The sequence below is a fragment of the Caulobacter segnis genome, assembly GCF_003243465.1.
Classification (GTDB): domain Bacteria; phylum Pseudomonadota; class Alphaproteobacteria; order Caulobacterales; family Caulobacteraceae; genus Caulobacter; species Caulobacter segnis_A.
Map to the genome: position 1 here is coordinate 1 of NZ_QFQZ01000156.1, position 1,629 is coordinate 1,629.

The window sequence follows — 1,629 nt, forward strand, 5'->3', positions numbered from 1 at the left end:
TGCCGCCCTCGCTGCGACGGCGCGCAGTCGCTCGACATGGCGCAGCGGGCGGCCGCCCAAGCACAGGCCCGCGAACAGCTCCGGCGGTTCCTTACCCCGAGCACCGGCTACCAGCCGGGCAATGCGCGGATGTTCCGAGACTAACGCCCGTGGACAGCAAACTCCTCGCCCGGCTCGGCGCGATCGTCTTCGTCGCCATCGCCATCACGATGACCGCAATCGAAATGGCGCGCGCGCCGGAACCGCCGCGCGGGGAGTCCGCAGCCATAGCGGACATCTCCGCGTCAACCGACCCGCTGCTGATCGAGCTGCGTCGCTGCCAATCGCTCGGGCAAGCCGGCGCCAGCGATGCCGACTGCCTGCGCGCCTGGGCGGAGAACCGTCGCCGCTTCCTCGCGCCCGGCGCGCGTCCCGCCGCTCGCATCCCCGATGGGGCCATCCCAATGGAGAACTGACATGGGCGGCACCGGCGTCGTCGATCGTTTCTTGGATGTCTTCACCCGCTACATCGACAGCGGGTTCGGCCTGCTGGGCGGCGAGGTGGCGTTCATCGCCACCACCCTGATCGTCATCGACGTGACCTTGGCCGCACTGTTCTGGACGTGGGGCGAAGGCGACGACATCATCGCGCGCCTCGTCAAGAAAACTCTCTTCGTCGGCATCTTCGCCTACATCATCGGCAACTGGAACAGCCTGGCGCGAATCGTCTTCGAGAGCTTCGCCGGTTTGGGGCTGAAAGCATCCGGCACCGGCTTTACGGCTGCCGAGTTGCTCCAGCCCGGCCGCGTCGCGCAGGTGGGCTTGGACGCGGGCCAGCCGATCCTCGAATCCATTTCCGACCTGATGGGCTGGGTGTCGTTCTTCGAGAACTTCATCCAGATCGCCGTGCTGCTGTTCGCCTGGGTGATGGTCGTGCTGGCCTTCTTCATCCTGTCGATCCAGCTTTTCATCACGTTGATCGAGTTCAAGTTGGCGACGCTCTGCGGCTTCGTCCTCATCCCGTTCGGCCTGTTCGGCAAGACCGCCTTCATGGCCGAGCGCGTGCTTGGTCTGGTAATCTCGTCCGGCATCAAGGTGCTGGTGCTCGCCGTCATCGTTGGTATCGGCTCGACTTTGTTCGACGGGTTCCGCGCCGGGTTCGGGGGCGCGCAGCCCAGCATCGAGGACGCGATGGCCGTCGCGCTCGCCTCGCTCTGTCTTCTCGGCCTTGGCATCTTCGGCCCATCGATCGCCAATGGCATCGTGTCGGGCGGCCCGGCGCTTGGCGCCGGGGCCGCAGCGGGAACCGTGCTCGCAGCTGGCGGCGCGCTGGCCGGCGGCGCTGCCGCCGCCCGGCTTGGTGTCGGCGCGGCAGCGGGCGCGGTCGGCGGCGCGGCGCGCGGCGCCGCCTTCACATCGGGAGCGGCCAACAGCGCCTATGCGCTCGGTTCGGCCGGCAAGTCTGGCGCGGCCGCAGTCGCTGGCGGCGCAGGCGGCGTCGGCCAGGCCGCCGTCGGCGCCGCCATGTCGCCGCTCCGCAAGGCGGCAGCCTCGCTCAAGGACAGCTACCGTTCCGGCGGACGTGCCGCCGTCACCGCGACCGGCGGGACCATTTCGGGCGGCAGCTCCACGCTGTCGCCGGACGCACCG

2 protein-coding genes are annotated in these 1,629 nt (G+C 69.1%); both read left to right on the forward strand.

Going from position 1 to position 1,629, the window contains the following annotated elements; genetic code table 11:
- The first annotated feature begins 149 nt into the window (after positions 1-149).
- Positions 150-455 (forward strand): putative entry exclusion protein TrbK-alt, encoded by a 306-nt coding sequence (trbK-alt, locus tag DI526_RS23370; RefSeq protein WP_304283439.1) that lies wholly within the window; start codon positions 150-152, stop codon positions 453-455.
- A 1-nt stretch (position 456) separates the two neighbouring features.
- A partial coding sequence (gene trbL, locus DI526_RS23375) for a P-type conjugative transfer protein TrbL (protein ID WP_304283441.1) occupies positions 457-1,629 on the forward strand: 1,173 nt, incomplete at its 3' end.